The sequence below is a fragment of the Allobosea sp. FBZP-16 genome (genome assembly GCF_002831785.1).
Taxonomy (GTDB): domain Bacteria; phylum Pseudomonadota; class Alphaproteobacteria; order Rhizobiales; family Beijerinckiaceae; genus Allobosea; species Allobosea lupini.
Genome location: NZ_LNCQ01000055.1, coordinates 1 through 18,276 on the forward strand (window position 1 = coordinate 1; position 18,276 = coordinate 18,276).

General features: G+C 67.4%; 17 protein-coding genes. 6 read left to right on the forward strand and 11 right to left on the reverse strand.

The genetic code is table 11. The features are described from left to right. Window positions 1–256: 256 nt before the first annotated feature. Window positions 257–568: an Rdx family protein gene (locus CXY91_RS26695; protein WP_100964855.1), complete on the forward strand. Its 312-nt coding sequence runs from the start codon at window positions 257–259 to the stop codon at window positions 566–568. Window positions 569–721: 153 nt separating this feature from the next. Here the strand turns inward: CXY91_RS26695 and cysE are convergent, their stop codons facing one another. Together cysE and CXY91_RS26705 are read right to left on the reverse strand one after the other, a co-directional pair. Further along, entirely contained in the window at window positions 722–1,570 is an 849-nt protein-coding gene (gene cysE / locus CXY91_RS26700; protein WP_100964857.1) for a serine O-acetyltransferase, read from the reverse strand. 173 nt (window positions 1,571–1,743) lie between these two features. Next, complete coding sequence (locus tag CXY91_RS26705; RefSeq protein ID WP_100964859.1) at window positions 1,744–2,511, reverse strand: alpha/beta fold hydrolase; 768 nt, start codon at window positions 2,509–2,511, stop codon at window positions 1,744–1,746. A gap of 257 nt (window positions 2,512–2,768) precedes the next feature. Here CXY91_RS26705 and CXY91_RS26710 point away from each other — a divergent pair, with 257 nt between their 5' ends. The 4 genes from CXY91_RS26710 (at window position 2,769) to CXY91_RS26725 (ending at window position 5,755) form a co-directional block, all read left to right on the forward strand. Continuing rightward, complete coding sequence (locus CXY91_RS26710; protein WP_100964861.1) at window positions 2,769–3,743, forward strand: acetyltransferase domain-containing protein; 975 nt, start codon at window positions 2,769–2,771, stop codon at window positions 3,741–3,743. A gap of 121 nt (window positions 3,744–3,864) precedes the next feature. Continuing rightward, a complete protein-coding gene (locus tag CXY91_RS26715; protein ID WP_100964863.1) occupies window positions 3,865–4,119 on the forward strand; it encodes a zinc-finger domain-containing protein in 255 nt (84 codons plus the stop codon). Window positions 4,120–4,155: 36 nt separating this feature from the next. After that, window positions 4,156–5,352 (forward strand): FAD-dependent monooxygenase, encoded by a 1,197-nt coding sequence (locus CXY91_RS26720; protein WP_100964865.1) that lies wholly within the window; start codon window positions 4,156–4,158, stop codon window positions 5,350–5,352. 91 nt (window positions 5,353–5,443) lie between these two features. After that, window positions 5,444–5,755: a hypothetical protein gene (locus CXY91_RS26725; RefSeq protein ID WP_091841294.1), complete on the forward strand. Its 312-nt coding sequence runs from the start codon at window positions 5,444–5,446 to the stop codon at window positions 5,753–5,755. Here CXY91_RS26725 and CXY91_RS26730 read toward each other — a convergent pair. The 4 genes from CXY91_RS26730 to CXY91_RS26745 all read right to left on the reverse strand — a co-directional run bounded on the left by CXY91_RS26730 (window position 5,752) and on the right by CXY91_RS26745 (window position 10,314). Next, on the reverse strand, window positions 5,752–6,384 hold the full coding sequence (locus CXY91_RS26730; RefSeq protein WP_091841292.1) for a pyridoxamine 5'-phosphate oxidase family protein: 633 nt from the start codon (window positions 6,382–6,384) through the stop codon (window positions 5,752–5,754). The two genes, CXY91_RS26725 and CXY91_RS26730, sit on opposite strands and share 4 nt — an antisense overlap. A 96-nt stretch (window positions 6,385–6,480) precedes the next feature. Continuing rightward, window positions 6,481–7,878, reverse strand: coding sequence for a chromate efflux transporter (chrA, locus tag CXY91_RS26735; RefSeq protein ID WP_100964867.1), 1,398 nt, complete (start codon window positions 7,876–7,878; stop codon window positions 6,481–6,483). A gap of 10 nt (window positions 7,879–7,888) precedes the next feature. Continuing rightward, a complete protein-coding gene (locus CXY91_RS26740) occupies window positions 7,889–8,707 on the reverse strand; it encodes a chromate resistance protein ChrB domain-containing protein (protein ID WP_100964869.1) in 819 nt (272 codons plus the stop codon). A 329-nt stretch (window positions 8,708–9,036) separates the two neighbouring features. Continuing rightward, a complete protein-coding gene (locus CXY91_RS26745; RefSeq protein WP_100964871.1) occupies window positions 9,037–10,314 on the reverse strand; it encodes a hemolysin family protein in 1,278 nt (425 codons plus the stop codon). A 93-nt stretch (window positions 10,315–10,407) separates the two neighbouring features. Between CXY91_RS26745 and CXY91_RS26750 the strand changes: the two genes are divergently transcribed. Continuing rightward, a complete protein-coding gene (locus CXY91_RS26750; RefSeq protein ID WP_100964873.1) occupies window positions 10,408–11,031 on the forward strand; it encodes a DUF938 domain-containing protein in 624 nt (207 codons plus the stop codon). A 139-nt stretch (window positions 11,032–11,170) separates the two neighbouring features. On the opposite strand, the gene CXY91_RS26755 is transcribed toward CXY91_RS26750, so the two are convergent. The 5 genes from CXY91_RS26755 to CXY91_RS26775 form a co-directional block, all read right to left on the reverse strand. Continuing rightward, a complete protein-coding gene (locus CXY91_RS26755; protein ID WP_100964875.1) occupies window positions 11,171–11,845 on the reverse strand; it encodes an SH3 domain-containing protein in 675 nt (224 codons plus the stop codon). Further along, the gene (locus CXY91_RS26760; RefSeq protein WP_091841277.1) at window positions 11,832–12,776 is read right to left on the reverse strand and encodes a hypothetical protein; all 945 of its coding nucleotides are present in this window, start codon (window positions 12,774–12,776) and stop codon (window positions 11,832–11,834) included. The genes CXY91_RS26755 and CXY91_RS26760 overlap by 14 nt, the downstream gene beginning before the upstream one ends. Before the next feature lie 147 nt (window positions 12,777–12,923). Beyond that, the gene (locus CXY91_RS26765) at window positions 12,924–13,505 is read right to left on the reverse strand and encodes a YqaA family protein (protein ID WP_091841274.1); all 582 of its coding nucleotides are present in this window, start codon (window positions 13,503–13,505) and stop codon (window positions 12,924–12,926) included. A 171-nt stretch (window positions 13,506–13,676) separates the two neighbouring features. Beyond that, window positions 13,677–15,305 carry an alkaline phosphatase D family protein gene (locus CXY91_RS26770; protein ID WP_100964877.1) on the reverse strand — a complete coding sequence of 543 codons (1,629 nt, stop codon included), beginning with the start codon at window positions 15,303–15,305 and terminating at the stop codon, window positions 13,677–13,679. 69 nt (window positions 15,306–15,374) lie between these two features. Continuing rightward, on the reverse strand, window positions 15,375–18,203 hold the full coding sequence (locus CXY91_RS26775) for a valine--tRNA ligase (RefSeq protein ID WP_100964879.1): 2,829 nt from the start codon (window positions 18,201–18,203) through the stop codon (window positions 15,375–15,377). Window positions 18,204–18,276 lie beyond the last annotated feature (73 nt).

The following is an 18,276-nucleotide window of genomic DNA, read 5'->3' on the forward strand; positions in this document are numbered from 1 at the left end:
ACCAATCGTTCCAATGTTGCAGTGCGGCTTCGTCCGAGCAAACTTCTCTTTGGCCATGACACCTTAGTTCCTGACGACGCCCGCGCAGGGCCGGAAAACGCGGTCGCATTAGGGGGTTTTGGGGCAGGATGCAAGCCAAAGGCAAAGTATCGCGCCAGAGCGTCGCCCGCGCGGGCCGCTTGCCCTGGCGATGCCATGGCGGCAGAAGCGTTTTCGAACCCGCCGGCCCTCGCCCGGCACCGCTTCGGAGTGGACCATGACCGAACCCCAGCCCGGCCCGCGCATCACCATCACCTATTGCAGCATGTGCAACTGGCTGCTCCGTTCAGCCTGGATGGCGCAGGAGCTGCTGCAGACCTTCGGCCAGGACCTCGGCGAGGTCGTGCTGATCCCGCGCACCGGCGGCATCTTCCAGATCCACTACAATGGCGATCTGATCTGGGATCGCACCGTCGATGGCGGCTTCCCGGATGTGAAGCAGCTCAAGCAGCGCGTGCGCGACCGGCTCGATCCCGAGCGCGATCTCGGCCATCTCGACGACCACAAGAAGAAGCTCGTCGAGAGCTAAGGGGCCATATCTACAGCCCTCATCCTGAGGAGCCGCGCAGCGGCGTCTCGAAGGATGCTTCAGGAAGCTCCGGAAACAGCTGGACCATCCTTCGAGACGCGGACTGACGTCCGCTCCTCAGGATGAGGGCTGGAATAGAGTTTCGGCGCGGCCTCAGATGCCGCCGCCGCAATCGCCGGCCAGGATCTGGTCCATCGAGCGCGAGGGCTCGGCGCAGCCGGCCTCGCCCACCACCTTGGCCGGCACGCCGGCGACCGTGGTGTTGCGCGGCACCGCCGCGAGCACGACCGAACCGGCGGCGACGCGGGCGCATTGCCCGACCTCGATGTTCCCGAGGATCTTGGCGCCGGCGCCGATCAGCACGCCCTTGCGGATCTTGGGATGGCGGTCGCCGCCCTGCTTGCCGGTGCCGCCCAGCGTCACGTCCTGCAGCATCGAGACATTGTCCTCGATCACCGTGGTCTCGCCGACGACGAGGCCGGTGGCGTGATCGAGGAAGATGCCCTTGCCGATCTTGGCAGCCGGGTTGATGTCGGTCTGGAACACTTCCGACGAGCGGCTCTGCAGATAGAGCGCGAAGTCGCGCCGGTCCTGCCGCCACAGCCAATGCGCCAGGCGGTGCGTCTGGAGCGCGTGGAAGCCCTTGAAATAGAGCACCGGCTCGATCAGCCGGTAGCAGGCGGGATCGCGGTCGAGCACGGCGAGCACGTCGGCGCGGATGCCCTGCCCGATCTCGGGATCGGCGTCGATCGCCTCGTCGAAGGCCTGCGCGATCAGCTCTGCCGGCACGGCGCCATGGCCGAGCCGCGCCGCGATGCGATGGGCGACCGCGGCCTCGAAGCTCGGCTGGTTCAAGATCGTCGCCAGGACGAAGCTCGCCATCGCCGGCTCGCTCGCGATCGCCAGCTCGGCTTCGTTGCGCAGGCGGGACCATACGGGATCGACACGGTCGAGGCCGGTGGCTGGATCGCGGATCTCGATATTCGGGCGCCCGGATGGCATGGCGTTCTCCGCTACGGTTCGCTCGTAGATCAATCTGGTGCGATCAGCTCGCGCCAGAGCACGTGGTGCCGCCTTCTAGCTGAATCAAGCCGCAAAGAACAAGAATCGATTTGCGAGGCAAGTGTCGCAAGCCATTGGCGTAGAATAATATTCTACCTGAGGAGAACGTTGTTCTACGGTCGGCGGGCCAGGAACTCGACGACTGCCTGCTTGTGCGTACGATCGCCCACCGCGAGATTATGATCACGCCCCTCGATGGCGAAGCTTTGCGCGCCCGGGATCAGCGCCGCCAGCTCCGGGCCGGAGCCTGAGACGTCGTCCTTCGTGCCGACGCTGACCAGGGTCGGCACCGCGATATGGCCGACCTCCTCCTTGCTCAGCGTCTGGCGCGTGCCGCGTATGCACGCCGCGAGGGCTCTGAGATCGCTGCCGGTGTTCTCGGCGAAGGCGCGGAACATGCGCTGCATCGGATCGGACAGGTCGGCGAGCGAAGGCGCCTCCATCGCGTCGGCGATGCCGAGTGGCAGCCCGACCCCCTCGACCAGATGGATGCCGAGCCCGCCCAGCAGCAGCGAGCGCACGCGCTTGGGATGGGCGAGCGTCAGGTGCGAGGAGATCCGCGCCCCCATCGAATAGCCCATGATGTCGGCGCGCTCGATCGAGAGATGGTCCATCAGCCGGCGCGCATCCTCGGCCATAATGTTGGAATGGTAGGCCTCGGGATCGTAGAGCTTCTGGCTGCGGCCATGGCCGCGATTGTCGTAGAGCACGACGCGCCGGCCGGCATGGGTCAGCGTCTTCGTCCACTGCGTGTTGACCCAGTTCACCGCATGACTCGAAGCGAAGCCATGGATCAGCACGATCGGATCGCCGGTGCCTTCGCCGGTCGGGGCGAGGTCGAGATAGGCGATCTGCACGCCGTCGGAATCGAATGTCTGCATCGGCCCTGCCGCCAAGCTTGCTGTGATCGTCGGGTTGGTCTGCCATGGCGGCGCGGCTTTGGGTAGCATCCTCTCACCTGGGCGCTGGTCGTCCCGGGCGACCGGCGGGAGACCCGGGACCCGTTCCGGACCCTCTATCGGACAAGCTCCGGAATGGATCCCGGATCTCCGCTTCGCTACGTCCGGGATGACTCGCGCAAGTTGATGAGGAAGGGCCGCCCCTTCCCGCGACGCCGCGCGCCGCTTATGACGAGACCATGAGCGAGCAAGCCCAATCCTCGGCCGGCGGCCGTATCGAACTGGTCGATCTGGCCCGCGGCATCGCGTTGCTCGCGATGTTCGTCTACCACTTCGCCTACGATCTCTCCTATTTCCGGCTGATCCGGGTCGACGTCGTCACCGATCCGGCCTGGCGCGCCTTCGCCCGGCTGATCGCCGGCTCCTTCCTGGTGATCGTCGGCTTCAGCCTGGTGCTGGCGACACAAAAGGGCTTCGACCGCGGCAATTATCTGCGCCGTGTCGCCCTGATCGCCTGCGCCGCGGTCCTCGTCACCTCCGCGACCTGGTTCGCGCTGCCGGATGTCTTCATCTTCTTCGGCATCCTGCATCACATCGCGCTGGCGAGCGTGCTGGCCCTGCCCTTCCTGTTCCTGCCGACGGTGGTCATCGCCATCACGGCAGTCATCGTGTTCGCCCTGCCCTTCATCCTGGGTCACAACGTCTTCACCCAGGACTGGCTCTCCTTCCTCGGCTTCGGCCCCTGGCCGCTCACTGCCGATTTCGTCCCGGTCTTCCCCTGGTTCGGCTGCGTGCTCGCCGGCATGGTGCTGGCGCGGACAGCTCTGCCGAAAGCGCCGGGCAGCTTCTGGGCGAACTGGCGGGCGACGTCCGCCCCCGCCAAGGTCATCGTCCTCAGCGGCCGCAACAGCCTGTTCGTCTATCTCGTCCACCAGCCGCTCTTCATCGGCGCGCTGTTCCTGTTCATGCAGGCCACCGGCCAGGTGGCCACGCAGAAGCTTCCGGATGCCGAGGCCGCACCGTTCCTGACCGCCTGTGAGCGCTCCTGCACCGGTACCGGCACGCCGAAGGAGATCTGCGAGCGCGTCTGCGGCTGCTCGATGGACGGTCTCAAACAGGCGAATCTCTGGGTCAAGGCGCTCGCCGATGCGCTCAGTCCGGCGGAAACCGAGCAGGCGCGCGGGATCGGCCAGAGCTGCGCCCGCCAACCCTGATCGCCTCGTCGCGCGCAGCGGCGACAGGTCACGGCAGCAGCGATGTCGGTCTGCTTCACGCGCGCTGGCGCAGCCCGCGGCGAACGATTATGGTGCCGCCGAATTTGCAAGGACGAAAACCATGGCCGATCACGGCACCCCGCATTTCCACAATGATCCCGGCGTCGCCGTGATCCATGTCGGCGCGCGCGAGTTCATGTGCATCGGCGCCAAGCCGCCCTTCGACCATCCGCACGTCTTCCTCGACATGGGTTCCGACGACGAGATCGTCTGCCCCTATTGCTCGACGCTGTTCAAATACGAGCCGTCGGTCGGCCATGGCCACAGCAAGCCGGCCGAGTGCGAATACCACGACACCGCCGCCAAGGCGGCGTGAGGATATCCTGCCGGGGGCGCGGCAGGACATGACATCGTGGCCACTCTCCCGATCCTCATCGCGGGCGCCGGCATCGGCGGCTTGACCGCCGCGATCGCGCTCGCCCGCCGCGGCATTCCCGTCGCGATCGCCGAGAAGCGCACCCGCTTCGACGAGGCCGGCGCCGGCATCCAGGTCTCGCCCAATGCCGGGCGCGTGCTCGAATCGCTCGATCTCGGCCTTGCCCTGCGCCGCGCTGCGATTCGGCCCGAGGCGCTGGCGATCGGCCATTGGGGCGGCGGCAAGCCTCTGCTCGCCATGCCCTTCGCGCCGCCGGTCGAAGGCGCGACGCCCTCGCGCTCGCTGAAGCGCGCCGATCTGCACCAGCTCCTGCTCGATTCGGCCAGAACCCTGCCGAACATCCGTTGGATCATCGGCCGCGGCCTCGTCGATGCGCATGAGACCGAGGAAGGCGTCACCGTCACGCTCGGCAGCGAAAGCGGCGGTACCGAGGCGGTCGAGGCCATGGCCCTGATCGGCGCCGACGGGCTCTGGTCGCGCGCCCGCGCCCTCGTCGGCGATGCGGGCGAGCCCGGCTTCACCGGCTGGGAGGCCTGGCGCTCGCTGATCCCGGCGGAAGGCTTGCCCGACGCGCTGCGCCGCCCGGCGGTCGCGCTGCATCTCGGCTCCGCCCGCCATGCGGTGCATTACCCTGTCTCCGGCGGCAAGGAGATCAATCTCGTCCTGATTCGCGCGGCGCGCGAGGCACGGCCCGGCTGGTCGCGCGAGGGCGACGCCTCGCAGCTGACCGAGATCGCCCGCACTGCCGGCCCTGGCCTGCGCGACCTGATCGAGCGCGCGCCGAACTGGCGGATCTGGTCGCTTTACGACCGCGCGCCCGCAAGGATGGCGAAGGGCCGCATCGCTTTGCTCGGCGACGCCGCCCATCCGATCCTGCCCTTCCTGGCCCAGGGCGCGGCTCTCGCCATCGAGGACGCTGCCGTGCTGGCGCATGAGCTTGCGATGCGGCTGGCGCGCGAAGGATCAGCCGCGGTACCGGCGGCGCTGGCAGCCTATGCCGGGGCGCGGACCGAACGTGCCACGCGGGTCCAGCAGGCCAGCCGCAAGAACGGCGAGGCCTATCATCTCGGCCGGCCCTGGAGCTTCGCCCGCGACTTCGCCATGCGCCGCATGGGTCCAGACGGCATGCGCAAGCGCCACGCCTGGATCTATGATTGGCGCGCGCCGTCCTGACGAAATCGTCATCGCCCGGGCACGGCCGATCTCGTCAACGCCGCATTCGCTTCCTAGATTGTGCGCGGGTGACACGAAACGAAACGAGCCAATGATCCGTATCGACCTCAACAACGCCGCCAGCGCCCGCCTGGTCCGCTTGCCCCGCTGGGCGAGCTGGCTGGTCATGGCCGGTGCCTTTGTCGTCGGCGTGCTGATTTTCCTGGTCGCGGCCAGCCTGGCACTGATCCTCGTGCCGCTCGTCATCGCCGGCGGTGCCTTCGCCGCCTGGCAGATGCGCCGCCGCATGCGCGCGGCCGGCATCGATCCGCAGAACCCATTCGAGCGCAGGCGGCCCGAGACGGCGCGTGGCGAGATCGTCGACGCCGAATACCGGGTGATCGAGCCGGGCGAACGCCGTTAAGCGCCGGCGCGGGCCCCAAGTTCGGCCCGCAGCCGGGCATTCTCCGCCTCCAGCTCTTCCAGACGCTGCCGCACCGGCGCGAGCGCCGGCGCCAATTCGGCCTCGCTGAAGCGCGGCGTGATGTGCTGCGGGCAGTTCCAGTCAAAGGCCTCGACCTTGATGGTGACGCCGCGCTCCGGCACGGCGCGATAGCCCGGCACGATCAGGCGCTGCGCCAGCTCCGGCTCGGCGGCGAGATCGTGAAAGCTGGCCCGGCCGAAGATCTTCAATCGCGCCCGATGGCCGTAGTCCATCAGGAACAGGCAGAGTCGGTCATCGGCCGATAGGTTGCCGAGGCTGAGATATTGCCGGTTGCCGCGCAGGTCGGCGAACCCGAGCGTCGTCTCGTCGAGCACGCGCAGAAAGCCCTCCGGACCGCCGCGATGCTGCAGATAGGGCCAGCCCGTCTCCGACACGCTCGCCAGGTAGAAGGAGTCGCGCGCCGCGATGAAACCGGCCTCGGCCTCACCGAGCCGGTCATGATGCGGCTCGCCCGCCTCCTGCCTTGCATAGCTGCGCCGGCTGCCCTGTGCTTCCTGGGCAGCCTTCACGGCCGGTGTCGTCGCGATCTCTAGGAAACGGTGGGTCATCTCGGGTGCCTCCGCCGGTCGAGATGACCATTTCAGCGACGGATCGCAATCACCGCTGCGGGCAGTTCAGAATTCCAAACTGTGCAACAATCCCGCTCACGCGGTCAGCCGCACCAGCACAGCGCCCGCTGCCGCACTGGCCGCCAGCACCGGCACCATGCCGAGCTTGAAGCGAAGCAGCGCGATCATCGCTAAAGCCGCCAGCAGCGCCGCCCGCCAGTCGAGCGAAGCCAAAACCGGCAGATCCGGCGCGAGCGGGCCGATCACGACCGGCCGCACGGCCTTGAACAGCACATGCAGGCCGAACCAGAGCGCGAGATTGGCGATGACGCCGACGACAGCGGCGGTGATCGCCGTCAGCGCCGCCGAGAGTGCCTTGTTGCCGCGCAGCGCCTCGATGTAGGGCGCGCCGAGGAAAATCCAGAGGAAGCAGGGCGCGAAGGTCACCCAGACCGTCAGCAGGCCGCCCAGGCTGCCGGCGACCAGTGGATCGAGCCCGCCATGCCCGCGCCAGGCGGCGAGGAAGCCGGTGAACTGCAGCACCAGGATCAGCGGCCCCGGCGTCGTCTCGGCCAGGCCGAGCCCGTCGACCATCTCGCCGGCGACGAGCCAGCCATAGGTCTCGACCGCCGCCTGCGCGACATAGGCGAGCACGGCATAGGCGCCGCCGAAGGTGACGACCGCCATGGCGCTGAAGAAGGCGCCGATCTGGGTGAAGACATTGCCGCCGCCGAGCAGCACCCAGAGCAGCGCGACCGGCCCGAGCCAGAGCGGCAACCAGAGCGCCAGCACCCGCAGTGCCCTCCCCGCCGAGGGCTCGGTATGGGTGAGCTCGCCGCGCTCGAACATCAGGTCGACCACGCCCTTGAACTCCGGCGCGCCGTCCTTGCCGGCATGGCCACCGCCACCGAACAGGGCCGGCGCCCAGCGGTTGCCCAGCCAGCCGACGAGCCCCGCGCCGAAGATCACCAGCGGGAAAGGCGCCTTGAGCAGGAAGAGCGCCAGGAAGGCGGCGATCGCGATCACGATCATCGCCCGGTTTTTCAGCGCCCGCTTGCTGATCCTCAGGCCGGCCTCGATGACGATGGCGAGCACCGCCGCCTTGACGCCGAAGAAGAGCGCATCGACCAGCGGCACCTGGCGATAGAGCACATAGAGCAGCGAGAGGCCCCACATCACCAGTGCGCCCGGCAGGATGAAGAGCAGCCCTGCGATCAGCCCGCCGACCGTGCGGTGCATCAGCCAGCCGATATAGGTGGCGAGCTGCTGCGCCTCCGGGCCGGGCAGCAGCATGCAGTAGTTGAGCGCATGCAGGAAACGGCGCTCGCCGATCCAGCGGCGCTCGTCGACCAGCTCCTTGTGCATCAGCGCGATTTGCCCGGCCGGCCCGCCGAAGGAGAGCAGGCCGATCTTGAGCCAGACCCGCGTCGCCTCGGTGAGGGTCGGCGTGGCGGGGGCGGCCATCGCCGCCCCTTCATTCGTCACAGTCGTCATCGCCCGGTCCTCAGATCTTTCCCGGCGCGGACGGCCAGTTATGGGTTTCGTCGCCCGCGTCGCGGCACCAGCGATAGAAGGCGTCGTAGAGCAGCATGCCGGCCTCGAGCTGTGCCAGATCGTCGCGATACATCCGTGACAGGCCGAGCGACGCCGCGAGGAAGCCGGCCGCTTGCGGCACGAGATCGAGCCGCGCGGTATCGGCCGCCCGCACGATCATGGCGAGCTGGTCGAGCGCCGGCGACGACAGCCCGAACTGCTCGATCATCGTGTCGAAGCTGCAGCGCTCGCCGCGATGGCTCCAGAACACGCCGTCGATATCGAACGGCGTCGCCCCGAAGCGGTCGGCGACATCCGCGACCTCCGAAGCCGAGACGAACAGGAAGACGGCGTGAGGATCGACGAAGCGGCGGATCAGCCAGGGACAGGCGATGCGGTCGACCTTCGGCCGCGCCCGCGTCACCCAGAGCGTGCGCCCGGCTGCATCGCGCTGCGGCAGCTTGCCGGTCTCGACCAGCAGCCCGCCCGCCTCGCGCCAGGCCTCGAAGCCCCCCGCGAGATTCTCCGCCGCGACGCCCTCATGCCTCAGCCAGGCGGCGACGCCCTCGCTGAGCTTCTGCCCGCGCTGGCAGATGACGACGACCTTGCGGCCGGCATAGGCCAAGGCCCAGGCGGCAACGTCGCGATGGCTGCGCCGTTCGCTCGCCGGCAGCAGGCGCGGATCGGCGGCAACGTCCTCGTCGATGCGGACATCGACCAGGGTGGGCGCATCGGGCAGGCCGACGAGCCGAGACAATTGCGCAGGCGTGATCTGGATGTTGGAAGACATGAGCGTCCATCCTTGAGCGAAGGAGTGTGGACGCGATCCTTGGGCTGACGCCTCACGGGGCGGTCGCGATTGGCCCCTGCGGCAAGTTTAGATCACTGCATTGAGACAGGGTCAACAATCGCTCGCTTCCCTCTTGCCAAAATAAACGCGGGTCGTCCCGGGCGACCGGAGGGAGACCCGGGACCCATTCCGGAACCTTTATCGGATAGGCGCCGGAATGGATCCCGGATCGGCGCCGCTCCGCGGCTTGTCCGGGATGACACCGTGATGAATGTCGGAGCCCAACCTCGTTTCGGCTGGGCGCTCAGGATGAGGATTACGAGAGCTTCTCAATCGATCCGGCTGACCAGCAGCTTGTCGATCCGCCTGCCGTCGAGATCGACCACCTCGAAGCGCCAATGGCCTTTTTCGAAGCTCTCGCCGACGTTGGGCAGCCGATTCATCTCGGCCAGCACGAAGCCGGCAACGGTCTGGTAGTCGGCGTCGCGCGGCACATGGATGCCGAGCTCGTGCGAGAACTCGTCGACTTGCATCCAGCCGGCGACCAGGAAGGAGCCGTCGGCACGGGGGACGATCGCCGGCTCGTCGGCCTCGTCCTCCTGGAAGGCGCCGGTGATCGCCTCGAGCACATCGCTCGAGGTGATGATCCCCTCGAAATGGCCGTATTCGTCGAAGACCAGCGCGAGATGGACATTTGACGCGCGAATGGCGCGCAGCACGTCGAGCGCCCCGCTGGTGTCGAGCACCACCGGGGCCTCATGCACGAGGCTGCGCAGGTCGCGGCCGTCACCGTCCGAGAGCGCGTCGAACATGTCCTTGACAGTGACGACGCCGATGATCGCGTCGGCCTCCCCGTCCTGCACCGGCAGGCGCGAGCGCTTGGTGGCCCGGACCTGGGCCTTGATCTCGTCGGTCGCATCGGCAAGGTCGATCACCTCGACCTCGCGCCGCGGCGTCATCAATGCGCGGGCCGAGCGGTCGGCAAAGCGCATGACCCCGGAGATCATCTCGCGCTCGTCGCGCTCCAGCACGCCGGCATTCTCGGCTTCGGCGATGATGGTGCGGACCTCCTCCTCGGTCACCGTCTCCTCCGGCTCGCCCTTCTGGCCGAGCAGCGCCAGCACCAGCTTGCCCGACGTGTCGAGCAACCAGACCAGTGGCGAGGCAACCTTGGCCAGCACCACCATCGCCGGCGCGACGCGCGCGGCGACGCGCTCGGCATCGCGCAAGGCGATCTGCTTGGGCACCAGTTCGCCGATGATCAGCGAGAGATAGGTGATGAGGACGACGACGGTGCCGACGCCGAGTGCATCGGCAGCCGTACTCGACAATCCGTGCGTTCCGAGCCATTCCGACAGGCGCGCACCAAGCGTTGCGCCCGAGAAGGCGCCGGACAGCACGCCGACCAGCGTGATGCCGATCTGCACCGTCGAGAGGAAGCGGCCAGGATTCTCGGCGAGCCGGATCGCCTTCGCGGCGCCTTTGCTGCCTTGATCGCTCAGGACTTTCAGCCGTGCCGGGCGGGATGAGACGACCGCAAGCTCCGACATGGCAAGCACACCGTTGATGACGGTGAGGACGATGACGACCAGAATCTCCGTTAACAAAACCAGCTCGGGTGCTGCAGGACCGCGCTCGCTATCGGCCTGCTTCTTTGCCGCTTATAACGCATTGACGGCCGAACGCGATGGGAGAAGACGATGCCCCAGGACGATCTCCATCACCATGATCCCCGCCAGCTGGCCCCGGCGACGCAGCGCAACCGCGAGCCGATCCTTGCCGTGCTCCGCCAAGTGCTTCCGCATCAAGGGCTCGTGCTGGAGATCGCCAGCGGCTCCGGCGAGCATGCCGTCCATTTCGCCGGCGCTTTTCCGGACCTGAGCTTCCAGCCGAGCGACCCCGATCCGGCTGCGCTGGCCAGCATCGACGCCTGGGCGCGCACAAGCACCCTGCCGAACCTGCGCCCGGCCATCCGGCTCGATGCGATGGCGCCACGCTGGCCGGTCACGCAGGCGGATGCGATCTTGTGCATCAACATGATCCATATCTCGCCCTGGGCCGCCACCGAGGGGCTGATTCGGCACGCAGCGGAACTGCTGCCGGCAGGGGGGCCGCTCTATCTCTACGGTCCCTATCGCCAGCACGACGTGCCACTGGCGGCGAGCAACGCCGTCTTCGACGACAGCCTGCGCCGGCGCAATCCGAAATGGGGCCTGCGCGAGCTCGAGGCCGTCGCCGAACTCGCGCGAGCCGCCGGCTTAGGCGAGCCGCAGGTGACGCCGATGCCGGCGAACAATCTCAGCGTGGTGTTCCGGCCGATTTGATCACCCCCAAAATGGTCGTCCCGGGCAAAGCGCAGCGCAGGCCCGGGACCCATGCCTGAACCTTTTTCGGATAAGCTCAGGCATGGATCCCGGATCGGCACCGCTTCGCGGTTTGTCCGGGATGACAAGCAGAAGTCTTTCAGCCGCCGTCGCAGCTGGTTTCCTGCGTCGCGCAGATCCGGTCGACCCAGGCGCGGACGCGGCCGGCCTCGGCCCCTGCCTTAGCCGCCGGCCTGATTTCGAGCCCCGACAGGGCCTCGCTATCTGCCGGCAAGCCGTACTCGACCAGCACCCATTTGCCGCTGCAGCCGAGGACGCGGCCGTTCTGGACGAAGGCGTCGCCGTCGAAGCTCAGCCCGTCCTGGCCGGAGAGGACAGCCGGCGCCTTGGCGTCCGGGCGCAGCCGGCCGGCCGCAGCCTGCGACTTCACCGTCAGCTTGCGCCCGCTGACCCAGCCCGAACCCTTGAACATCGGCCGGGGCGGCGCGTCGATCAGCATCTCGTTGTCGCGCGCCTTGGCGATCCTGAACCAGCCATTGGCCCCGGCCGAAACCTCGACCTCGACCATGGCGCGCACCGGCGGATCGTCGCCGCTGAGCTTCACCGGCGGCAGCGTGCCGACCACCTTGTGATTGGTGCCCGGGCCGGCGCGGACGTTCAGCCCCGCCGGGTCGGTCTCGCTGACGAAGGCGCCGAAGGAGCAGGCGACCTGCCCGGCCGGCGCCGGCATGACGCCCTCCGACTGCGCCCGCACGGCAGGAACGGCGAGCAGGACGATGGCCAGGCCGGCGGCAAGGGCTTCAGGACGCAGCATTGACCAGCACGTAGTAGAAGGCGCCGGGGGTCCCGACCGCCTTGAGGAAGGTCGGGTAGCGATTCTTCGGGATGGTCTGACAGCCGGCCGACCAGGTGTTGGGCTCCAGAACATTGTCCGCCCCGCCACGGTGAATATACATGCTGGTCCCCGCCCCTGACGGGTCGATCCGGCTCTTGTCGTCCTGTGTGAAGCGCCCGTCGCCGTCGGTGTCGCGCTCGGCGACCTGCGTGCTCTTCACCTGGAAGGCGCGGTCGCCCAGGAAGCCGCCCTTCTTCTCGAAATACTGGTAGGTGCCCTCGGTCAGGCGCCCGGCATCCTTGATGCCGTCCTTGTTGATGTCGACGCCGTCGGCCTTGCTGAACTTGACGCCCTTGTAGCGCGCATCGCCGCCGCTGGCGCGCTGCGAGTACTGGGCGCCCGGCTCGGTGCAGATCGGGAAGCTCGCGAGCTCGCGAAAGCGCCCGGTCCGGCGCATCACCACGACAAGGTCGTCATAGGAGCCCTTGCCGCGATTGGCGATCGTGCTGCTTTCCTTGCGCAATGCCAGCAGGACGAGGCGGCCGAACCTCTGGTCGAAGCGCGCATCGGTCGAGCCGAAGCGCCAGAAGATCGCCGAATAGGAATCGAATTCCTGCTTCGGCGTCCGGAACTGCGGGCGCTCGGCGGAGGGGCGTCGGAAGCGGGTGTCGAGGACCTCGCCATGGAAGTCGCGCCAGTCGCGCAGGCCGCGCAGCCGCGTCTCCGCGGCCGGGCTGAGATGGGCCTCGACGACGCGCCAGAAGAAATCCTTCAGGCCGGGCGGCACCGCTTCGACGATGTCGCGCCAGCGCGAGAAGGCGATGACCTTGTCCTGCCGCAGGCAACGGTCGAACTGCCGGGCGAAATTGGCGAAATCGAGTTCGGCGAGATCCGGGCGGCGGGCGCTCATGCCTCGCCATCCGATCGTTGGAGTGGGCGCATCGAACCCTCCAGCGCTGCATCGTTCAGGGCGACCATAAGGCATCGCCGCCCGAAGGTCAGGCGGCGAGCAGCCGGTCGATCAGCGCTTGCGGAGGTCTGAGGGCTTTTTGTCTGCTCAGAGCACCATCGGCAGCACGAAGAAGCCGCCGACGACGACCACCACCAGCGCCAGCGCCGTCATCGGCAGGTGCTTCTCGATGAAGATGCGGATGTCGTCGCCATAGTAACGCAGCGCCACCGCGATCATCGCGAAGAAGGTGACGCGCGAGATCACCATGCCGACGGTGAACTTCCAGATGTCGAAATGCAGGAAGCCGGACATGATCGTGACGATCTTGAACGGGATCGGGGTCAGGCCCTTGGTCAGCAGCACCCAGAACCAGTAGTCCTGCGAGGTGTGGATCAGGTGGGCCGCCTTCTCCTGCAGGCCGTAGATGCCGATCAGCCAGGCGCCGACCGATTCATAGAGCAGCGCCCCGATCGCATAGCCGAGATAGCCGCCGGTGACGGCGCCGAGCGAGCAGACGCCGGCATAGACCCAGGCGCGGTCGGGCCGCGCGATGCACATCGGGATCAGCAGCGGGAGCGGTGGCAGCGGGCTCACCGAACTTTCGACGAAGGTGATGGCGAAGAGCAGCCAGGGCGCGGCAGGGTGAGACGCGTAGGAAACGCACCAGTCGTAAGCACGCTTGAGCATGTAGGGAAAACCGTTCCTGGGTTCTCGCGCCGGTTGCAGGGCTGCCCTGCGTCCCATGCATTAATTCAATTGTCGCGGTCAGGCCACTAATCTCTTGGGCTAGAGTCAATATGACGACAGGTTCATGGCGTCGCAGAGGCATGCTGGTTGCCGCGCCCCGCATGCGGTTCACTAAGCCGGCTTCATACCCGGCTGCCCCGCCTCGACGACGAAGCTCGCCCGGGTCGAAACCGCAGCGCCGGCCACTGTGACCTTGTCGAGAACGCGGTAATCCGCCTGCCAGCGATCCTTCGACAGGCTGTGGCGCATATAGCCGCGCTGGTTGTTGAAAAAGCCGATATGCGGGTTCTTCTTCAGCCCCGCCTGCCCCGCCTTGGTCATGTCGGCGCCATCACCGCCCGAGGTGATCGAGGTCGACACGAACTCGACGCCGAGCGTCTTCGATCTCGGATCGTCGAAATCGGCCTTGAGCTCGCCCGCCCAGTTCTGGTGGATGTCGCCGGTCAGCACCACGGCATTGCCGATCCGGGCGCTTTCCAGCGTGTCGAACAGCCGCTTGCGCGCCGCAACGGCGCCGTCCCACTTGTCCATGCTGTAGCCGGTCTTCTCCGGGTCCGGATCGCGGTCGTGGCGCATGAGCATGACCTGCTGCGCCAGAACGCTCCAACGCGCCTGCGAGGCGCGCAGGCCTTCGCCCAGCCAGGCCTCCTGCTTCTCGCCGAGCATGGTGTTCTCGGGCTTCAGCGCGTCGGCGCAGGCTGCGTGCGAGCCGTCGCCGCAAGGCTGGTCGCTGCGGAACTGGCGGGTGTCTAGCACTTCCATCTGGGCAAGATCGCCAAACTGGAAGCGACGATAAGCCTGGATCCACGGCCCGTTCGGCAGCGAGGTCCGGCGCAGCGGCATGTGCTCGTACCAGGCCTGGAAGCCGGCGGCGCGGCGCAGCGCGAAGATCTCCGGCGGGATGTTCTCCTCCGAGACCATCCCGGCGAAGTTGTTGTCGACCTCGTGGTCGTCGAACGAGACGATCCAGGGCGCCGAGGCATGGGCGAGTTGGAGGTCGGGATCCATCTTGTAGATGGCGTAGCGCTGGCGATAGTCGGCGAGCGTGTAGATCTCGTCGGGCTCGCCCGGCATCACCCGTGCCACCGGCAGCGGCCGCTCGTTCGGCCTCACCATGCGGTACTCGTAGATGTAGTCGCCATAGTGGAAGACGAAATCGAAGCGCTCGTCGGCGACATGGCGGAAGGCGGTGAAGAAGCCGTCCTCGTAGCGCTGGCAGCCGAGCACGCCGAAATTGACGCGCTCGAGGCTCGCGCCGGCAGCCGGCAGCGTCCGGGCGCGGCCGATCATGGTCCGCTCACCGCCGCAGCTGAAGCGGTAGAAATAGTCGCGATTGGGTTGGAGGCCGGCGATCTCGACATGGACCGCATGCCCGAGCTCGGGCCGCGCCAGTGCCGTACCGCGCTGGACATTGCCGCGCATATTGGCTTCGGTCGCGATCTCATAGGCGACCTCGACCGCCTTCATCGGCATGCCGCCATTGCGGGCGAGCGGAAGCGGCGCCAGCCTGGTCCAGATCACAAACCCATCGGCGGAAGGGTCGCCCGAGGCAATGCCGAGCCCGAACGGATAGGCAGCGAAGACCGGATTGGCCCAGACGCGCTGGTCGATGACGCCACCGCTTGTCAGCAGGAGGCCGGAGGCCGCGAGTCCGGTCAGGACGCGCCGCCGCGACGGCGTGCCGGCCTCGGTCAGGAAATCATCGACGCTGAACTGGCCGAAGGCGTTGCGGCGGAACATGGCAGGGCTCCAGGCTCGTTGCCTGGAACCATACCAAGTTTCGCCTGACGCGCACGTGACAGTAGCGGATCAGGCGAGCCGTTCCAGTGCCTCCGCGATCTTGAGCTTGCGCGCTTCCGCCGCTGCCTTGCGCTCGCGGTTCTCCTCGACGATCTCTTCCGGCGCGCGCGCCATGAAGTCGGGATTGCCGAGCTTCCTCTCGACCGCGGCGATATCCTGGTCGAGCTTGGCAAGCTCCTTGTTGAGACGCCCGCGCTCGGCGTCGAGATCGATGATCCCGGCCAGCGGCAGCGCCGCGACCTCGCCGCGCACGATGATCTGCGCCGACTGGCCGGGCGCCTCATCGGCGAACTCGATCGCGGAAAGCCGCGCCAGCCGCTCGATCATCGGCGCCCAGGCCTCGACCGCCGCCTTCGTCGCGGCGCTCGCCTTGACCAGCACCAGCGGCACCTGCGTCCCACCCGGCACATTGGTCTCCGAGCGGATCGAGCGGATGTCGGAGATGAGATCGACGACGAAGCCGATCTCGGCCTCGGCCGTCTCGTCGACCAGCGCCGACAACTCCGGCCAGCGCGTCAGGCAGACCAGACCCGCCTCCCCTGCCGGCACCGCGCGCGCCGCGCCGGCATGGGCCTTCTGTGCCCAGAGCTCCTCGGTCAGGAACGGCATGAACGGGTGCAGCAGCTGGCAGATCAGGTCGATGACATGCGCCACCGTCGCCTGCGTCTCCGCCCGCGCCGCAGTGCCGGCCGCGTCCAGTTCCTCGGCCTGAAGCACCGGCTTCGACAGTTCGAGATACCAGTCGCAGAACTGGCCCCAGACGAAGCGATAGGCCGCATCGGCCGCCTCGTTGAACTTGAAGCTCTCGATGCCGGCGGCGACCGCATCGGCGGTACGCGCCGCCTCGGACAGGATCCAGCGGTTCAGCGGCAGCGTCGCCGTCGCCGGATCGAAGCCCTCCGCCCGCAGGCAGCCATTGATCTCGGCGAAGCGGGCCGCGTTCCAGATCTTGGTCGCGAAATTGCGGTAGCCCTCGACGCGCGAAGTCGCCAGCTTGATGTCGCGCCCCTGCGCCGCCATCGCCGCGAAAGTGAAGCGCAGCGCATCCGCGCCATAGGTGTCGATGAGCACCAGCGGGTCGATGACGTTGCCTTTCGACTTCGACATCTTCGCGCCCTTCTCGTCGCGAACCATCGCGTGGAGATAGACGTCGCGGAACGGCACCTCGTCCATGAAATTGAGGCCCATCATCATCATCCGGGCGACCCAGAAGAAGATGATGTCGAAGCCGGTGACGAGGGTGGCAGTCGGATAGTAGCGCTTGAGCTCCGGCGTCTCCTCCGGCCAGCCCAGCGTCGAGAACGGCCACAGCGCCGACGAGAACCAGGTGTCAAGCACGTCGTCGTCGCGCTTGAGCTCGACCGGCCCGCCATAATGGCTAAGCGCCAGCCCCTGCGCCGCTGCCTCCGACTCGGCGACGAAGCATTCGCCGTCCGGCCCGTACCAGGCCGGGATCTGGTGGCCCCACCAGAGCTGGCGCGAGACGCACCAGGGCTCGATGTTCTCGAGCCAGTCATTGTAGGTCTTGGTCCAGCTTTCCGGCGTGATCCGGGTCTTGCCGTCCCTGACCGCCGCGAGCGCGCGCTGCGCCAGCGGCTGGACGTCGACATACCACTGGTCGGTCAGCCAGGGTTCGATCACAACGTCCGAGCGGTCGCCATGCGGCACCGTGTGGGTGTTCGGCTCGACCTTGCGCAGCAGGCCGCGCGCCTCCATCAGCCCGACCACGGCCTTGCGCGCCGCGAAGCGGTCCAGACCGTGCAGCGCCAGCGTCTCGGCTTCGGGCGCAGCGCCTTCCAGGAAGTCGGCATTGTCCTCAATCAGGATGCGAGCTTCACCGTCCAGAATGTTGACGACCCTCAGCGAATTGCGCTTGCCGACATCGAAGTCGTTGAAGTCGTGCGCCGGGGTGATCTTGACCGCGCCGGTGCCCTTCTCCGGATCGGCATAGTCGTCGCCGAAGATCGGGATGACGCGGCCGACCAGCGGCAGGACGGCGTTCCTGCCGATCAGCCCCTTGAGCTTGTCGTTCTCCGGATGCACCGCGACGCCGGTATCGCCGAGCATCGTCTCCGGCCGGGTCGTCGCGACAGTGATGTAGGTCGCAGGATTCTCCGGATCGTAGGTGGCGCCCGCGATCGGATAGTCAAAATAGTAGAGATGGCCGTTCGGATCCTTGGCCAGCGCCTTTTCCAGCTTGCCGGCGTCGAACGCCTCCTCGCCGCCGCGTTGCCACTTGAACGAGCCGGTCTTCTCGAGCTGCAGCACCTCGATGTCGGAGATCGCCGTCTGGAATTTCGGATCCCAGTTCACCAGCCGCTTGGCGCGGTAGATCAGCCCCTGCTTGTGCAGGCCGACGAAGACCTTGAGGACGGCGGCCGAAAGCCCCTCGTCCATGGTGAAGCGCTCGCGCGACCAGTCGCAGGAGGCGCCGAGGCGCTTCAACTGGTTGACGATCGTGCCGCCCGACTCCTCCTTCCACTTCCAGACCTCGGCCAGGAAGGCCTCGCGGCCCATCGTGCGGCGGTCGGTCTTGTTTTCGGCTGCGAGCTTGCGCTCGACCACCATCTGCGTCGCGATGCCGGCATGGTCGGTGCCGGGCTGCCAGAGCACGTCCTTGCCGCGCAGGCGCTCGAACCGGCAAAGCAGGTCCTGGAGCGTGTTGTTGAGCGCGTGGCCCATATGCAGCGAGCCGGTGACGTTCGGCGGCGGGATCACGATGCAATAAGGCTCGGCGCCAGGCGCCGCCCCGCGGCCCGCCTTGAAGGCGTCCGCCTCCTCCCAGGCCTTGTTGATGCGCGCCTCGACGGAGGCCGGCTCGAATGTCTTGTCCATCATCGCTCTGCTCGAACGCCAAACGGCCGGGGAACCTGCCCCGGCCGCAAAAACGAAAGCCAAAAAGGTCTGCGGT

Bases quoted from the DNA above. Each gene is read 5' to 3' on its own strand.
- CXY91_RS26695 (WP_100964855.1), top strand. From the start codon at position 257: ATGACCGAACCCCAGCCCGGCCCGCGCATCACCATCACCTATTGCAGC.
- cysE (WP_100964857.1), bottom strand. From the start codon at position 1,570: ATGCCATCCGGGCGCCCGAATATCGAGATCCGCGATCCAGCCACCGGC.
- CXY91_RS26705 (WP_100964859.1), bottom strand. From the start codon at position 2,511: ATGCAGACATTCGATTCCGACGGCGTGCAGATCGCCTATCTCGACCTC.
- CXY91_RS26710 (WP_100964861.1), top strand. From the start codon at position 2,769: ATGAGCGAGCAAGCCCAATCCTCGGCCGGCGGCCGTATCGAACTGGTC.
- CXY91_RS26715 (WP_100964863.1), top strand. From the start codon at position 3,865: ATGGCCGATCACGGCACCCCGCATTTCCACAATGATCCCGGCGTCGCC.
- CXY91_RS26725 (WP_091841294.1), top strand. From the start codon at position 5,444: ATGATCCGTATCGACCTCAACAACGCCGCCAGCGCCCGCCTGGTCCGC.
- CXY91_RS26730 (WP_091841292.1), bottom strand. From the start codon at position 6,384: ATGACCCACCGTTTCCTAGAGATCGCGACGACACCGGCCGTGAAGGCT.
- chrA (WP_100964867.1), bottom strand. From the start codon at position 7,878: ATGACGACTGTGACGAATGAAGGGGCGGCGATGGCCGCCCCCGCCACG.
- CXY91_RS26740 (WP_100964869.1), bottom strand. From the start codon at position 8,707: ATGTCTTCCAACATCCAGATCACGCCTGCGCAATTGTCTCGGCTCGTC.
- CXY91_RS26750 (WP_100964873.1), top strand. From the start codon at position 10,408: ATGCCCCAGGACGATCTCCATCACCATGATCCCCGCCAGCTGGCCCCG.
- CXY91_RS26755 (WP_100964875.1), bottom strand. From the start codon at position 11,845: ATGCTGCGTCCTGAAGCCCTTGCCGCCGGCCTGGCCATCGTCCTGCTC.
- CXY91_RS26760 (WP_091841277.1), bottom strand. From the start codon at position 12,776: ATGAGCGCCCGCCGCCCGGATCTCGCCGAACTCGATTTCGCCAATTTC.
- CXY91_RS26765 (WP_091841274.1), bottom strand. From the start codon at position 13,505: ATGCTCAAGCGTGCTTACGACTGGTGCGTTTCCTACGCGTCTCACCCT.
- CXY91_RS26770 (WP_100964877.1), bottom strand. From the start codon at position 15,305: ATGTTCCGCCGCAACGCCTTCGGCCAGTTCAGCGTCGATGATTTCCTG.
- CXY91_RS26775 (WP_100964879.1), bottom strand. From the start codon at position 18,203: ATGATGGACAAGACATTCGAGCCGGCCTCCGTCGAGGCGCGCATCAAC.